This is a genomic window from Rubrivirga sp., assembly GCF_049648075.1.
In the GTDB taxonomy this organism is placed as follows: domain Bacteria; phylum Bacteroidota; class Rhodothermia; order Rhodothermales; family Rubricoccaceae; genus Rubrivirga.
Genome location: NZ_JBARYR010000289.1, coordinates 1 through 4105 on the forward strand (window position 1 = coordinate 1; position 4105 = coordinate 4105).

Consider the following 4105-nt stretch of genomic DNA (forward strand, 5'->3'; position numbering starts at 1 on the left):
CGCTGCCCGCACTATGCCGCCCGGCTTCGAGGACGTGCAGAGCCTCGAGGACGACCCAGCCGCAGATTCGTCCGACCTCGAGGACGGACCTGACAACGCAGAGCCCGACGAGCGGCCTCGAGGACGAACCGACCATCGCACCCCCTCACCCTGTCCCTCTCCCCCGGGGAGAGGGGACTGCGTAGGCGTCCTCGAGGACGAACGCGACCTTGACTCATCGCTGGACACCGACCTCGAGGACGGACGGACCCCAGTCCGAGACGCCGACCTCGAGGCCGAGAGCGACGCCCCAATCCCTAACCCCCAACCCCCAACCCCCGAAGCCCGCGCCACCTTCCTCTACGACGGCGCGACGGTCCACGACTGGCTCCCGCCCGACTCGCTCCACCCCGCCGGCCGGCTCGTGTTGGTCGCGAGCGAGAGCAAGCGGCGCGACCGCGTCTTCGTCGTCGACGCCCGCCGACGGCCGACCGTGTACACCGACTCCCTCGAGGTCCCGCCCGCCTACGCCGCCTGGACCGAGCACCGGCCCGCCCTCGAGGTCCCGACGCGCATCGAGCCCGACCCAAGCCTCGTCCAGGCGCGCCGCGGCTACGACTCGTTCACCAACCTGACGCACGCCGTCACGATCGCGCTCCCGTACGGCGACCCCGGCGAGGACGGCGTCCTGTTCAACGGCGACGACGACTGGGGCGTCTTTGCGAACTCGCTCTGGCTCGAGCCGCTCGGCAAGCACCAGCTCGCGCTCCTGGGCGGCGTGTCCATCACCCGGCCCGTCGACAAGTCGTTCCTGCTGCTGTCGTACGTCAACCGGACGCTCGGCCCGAGCATCGCCCTCGACCTGTACCGCTTCCCCTCCCCCTCGAGCTTTTACGGCAACGACTTGTTGGTCGAGAACCTGACCGGTGGCGACGTCTCCGCGACCCAGCTCTTGGACGTGATCGACCGGCCGTACACCGCGACGGCCATCGGCGCCCGGCTGCGCTACGCCTTCGCCGAGCCGCTCTCGCTCGAGCGGTTCGACGACCTCGGCCTCGAGGTCGAGAACACCGGCCTGGACCTGCCACAGGAGGGGACACGGTTCGACGTCCAGGTCGGCGCCGCGTACCAGTTCCAGCGGCCGTACCGGTGGAACGCGATCACGCCCATCGATGGGACGGGCCTACGCGCGCGCGTCACGGCGGGCATTCCGGTCTTGGGCGGCGACACCTTCGTCCGGCCCGACCTTCAGGGCTACTGGGTTTCGCGGCGGCTCGGCCTGGGCCGGCTGTTCGTCCACGGCCGCGCGACGGCGCTCTTCGGCGAGACCCTGGCCCAGGACTACGTCGGCCTGGCGCGCTACGACGACATCGACGTTCAGGTCCCGTTCGTCGGCGCCCTCGCCCTCGACGACGCCGAGCGCGTGCGCGGCTTCCGGAGCTACGCCGTCGGCGACCGGGCGCTGTTCGGGTCCGCCGAGTACCGGCTCCCGATCCTGTTCGACCTGGAGACGACGCTCCTGGGCCTCGTCAAGCTCGGGCCGGTCGCGCCATCGCTCTTCACCGACGCCGGCGTCGTCTGGACCGGGTCCGACCTCGAGGGCGCCGTTCGGCGTGTCGGTGTCGGGGGCGAGTTGGCGAACCTGCTGTCGCTCGGCGGCCTCGAGATCCGCCACGCGGTCGGGCTCGCGGTGCCGGCGCCCTTGCTCGACGAGGTCGTCGACGGATCGATCGCGTGGGACGACGTGGACCTGTACTACCGGATCCAGGCGGCCGTCCCCTTTTAATCTCTGGGACCAGGCGGCACGGAGTCTGCCGGTGCGACGTTGTGGGGTCGTCCCCCCCGACCCTCTTGCTCCGCCGCCTCGCCGCCCTTCTGGTCCTCCTGACCACCGTCACGTCCTCGACGGTGGCCCAGGCCGCGTTCACACGTGCCGCTCTCGGCGACCGGATCGACGAGATCCTGAACGCGGAGGCCTTTGAGGGCGCGACCTGGGGCGTCTTTATCCGCGACCTCGACAACGGCCGCGTGCTCTACGACCGGAGCGCGGACCTGCCGATGATCCCGGCCAGCAACATGAAGCTGGTCTCGACGGCCGCCGCCCTCGACGCGCTCGGCCCCGACTACCGCTACCAGACGTCGCTCTACCTCGATGGGCCGATCGAGTACGGGACGTTGATCGGGCGGCTCGTTATCCGAGGCGCGGGGGACCCGACGTGGGCCGGCCGGTCCAGCCGACGCGATTTGGCCGACGTCTTCCGACAGTGGGCCGACAGCCTGTACGACGCGGGCGTCCGCAACGTCCTGGACACGCTGAAGGTCTCCGACGACGTGATTCAGAACCCGGACACGTACTTCGTCCGAGGCTTGCGCAACGCCCTCGACGAGCGCGGGATCGGGTTGCCCGGTGGCGTCGAGGTCGTCACGAGCGGCGTGTCGCCGGCGTACCAGCGGATGCGTCGCATTGCGACTCACACCTCGCCCCCACTCGCGGCGTTCGTCGGGCTGACGAACACGGACTCGAACAACACGTACGCCGAGCGGATCCTGCGAACGGTCGCGTCGGCCATCTATCCGAGTCCCGGTCCGGTCCGGCCGTCGCTCCGGCGCCGAGCGGCGGACCCGTTACTCGAGCGGTTCGGAATCGACCCGGTCACGTTCGTCGTCGACGACGGCTCGGGGCTGTCGCGGGGCAACCGCCTGACCCCGATCGGGATCGTCCGGCTCCTCGAGGGGATGCGCGAGCACCCGGACCCCGCGACGCGTGACGCGTTCGTCCGCTCCCTCCCGCTGGGCGGGTTTACGGGCACCCTAGACCGCCGCTACCGCGCCGGCGACGCGAGAGGCAACGTGCGGGCCAAGACGGGCTACATCCGCGGCGTGCGGACGCTCTCGGGGTACGTCACGACGGCCCGCAACCACACCATCGCGTTTTCGATCTTGTGCAACGGCTACCGCACGCGCACGAGCCGCGTCAACCGAGCCCAAGACGAGGTCGTGGAATTGCTCGCCGACTACATGGGCATGTAAGGGCGCCCTCGAGAGAGAGACGCCACGCCGAGTGCCCGCGAAGAGGCTGGACGAGGAAAGGGGGACACGAAAAAGCGGCGCCCCGTTCCGAAGAACAGAGCGCCGCCGTCTCGAAGACGCGTCCTCGAGGCCGGGCCTAAACGGCGTCCTTGTTGAGCGTGCTCTCAGCGAGGACGGACAGGCGCTTGTCGGCCTCCTCCTCCTCCCCGAGCGTCTCGCCCAGCAACTCGGAGGCCTCGCTGTAGCCCAGGCGCTCGGCGAACGTCGCCAGGCTGCCGTAGCGCGTGATCTCGTAGTGGTCGATGGCTTGGGCGCAGAAGACGATGGCCGCGTCGCGCGTCTCGGCGTCGGAGACCTCGCTCATCAGGTGCTTCGACTCCTTCAGGATGCCGTCCATCGCCTCGCACTTGACACCCTCGGCCTTCTCGCCGATAAGCTCGAACACCTGATCGAGGCGCTTGAGGTGGCCGTCGGAGTGACCGGCGTGGGCTTCGAGTTGGCTCTTGAGGTCGCTGTTGGTCGCCTTCTCGGCCATCGACGCGATGGTCTTCTTGGACTGCGTCTCGGCGTAGTAGATGTCCTTGAGGCCGTGGAGAAAGAGGCCGCGGAGGTCGGTAATGTTTGACATGGATAGGGGTTGGAGAGTGGACCTGTAGTACCGGCCCGTTCTCCGCACCGTTCCTCGAAAGACGTGACCTCTCGGTGATCTCGGGCGATCTCCTACTCGCCCATCGCCGCACGCACGGCCTCGAGGAACCGGTCCGGGTCGTCGGCGCCGATGGCGACGCGCGTGACGGTCTTCCGGAGCCCGTACGGCCCGACGGCCTCGATGGGACGGGCCACGTCGATGGCGAAGCGAGGGGTGCCCGGCGTGGCCACGACCGTCGGCCGGTCGTTGGGGAGGTCGCGGCGGACGTGGTAGATGGTCTCGACGTCCTCGAGGGCGATGTCGACGCCCCACCGCAGCCCGCACCGGACGCGCAGTGTGCCACCCTCGAGGACGGTCACGCGAGCGCCGAGCGCTCGCCAGTCGCCGAGGAGCCAGACCAACGCGTAGCCGCTGACCAAGAGGTGGACGAGCGCGGCCGTCCCGCCC

3 protein-coding genes and 1 pseudogene are annotated in these 4105 nt (G+C 69.6%); 2 read left to right on the forward strand and 2 right to left on the reverse strand.

Annotation, left to right across the window (positions count from 1 at the left end; genetic code table 11):
• A pseudogene (locus tag WBA11_RS08675) lies at positions 1–1765 on the forward strand (hypothetical protein); the annotation flags it as partial.
• A gap of 65 nt (positions 1766–1830) precedes the next feature.
• Positions 1831–3009: a D-alanyl-D-alanine carboxypeptidase/D-alanyl-D-alanine endopeptidase gene (gene dacB, locus WBA11_RS08680; protein ID WP_424520303.1), complete on the forward strand. Its 1179-nt coding sequence runs from the start codon at positions 1831–1833 to the stop codon at positions 3007–3009.
• Between the two features lie 136 nt (positions 3010–3145).
• On the opposite strand, the gene WBA11_RS08685 is transcribed toward dacB, so the two are convergent.
• Both WBA11_RS08685 and WBA11_RS08690 read right to left on the reverse strand, forming a co-directional pair.
• Positions 3146–3637, reverse strand: coding sequence for a ferritin-like domain-containing protein (locus WBA11_RS08685; RefSeq protein ID WP_424520304.1), 492 nt, complete (start codon positions 3635–3637; stop codon positions 3146–3148).
• A 92-nt stretch (positions 3638–3729) separates the two neighbouring features.
• Positions 3730–4105 (reverse strand): hypothetical protein (locus WBA11_RS08690; protein WP_424520305.1); only part of this gene is annotated, 376 nt, incomplete at its 5' end.

Bases quoted from the DNA above. Each gene is read 5' to 3' on its own strand.
- WBA11_RS08685 (WP_424520304.1), bottom strand. From the start codon at position 3,637: ATGTCAAACATTACCGACCTCCGCGGCCTCTTTCTCCACGGCCTCAAG.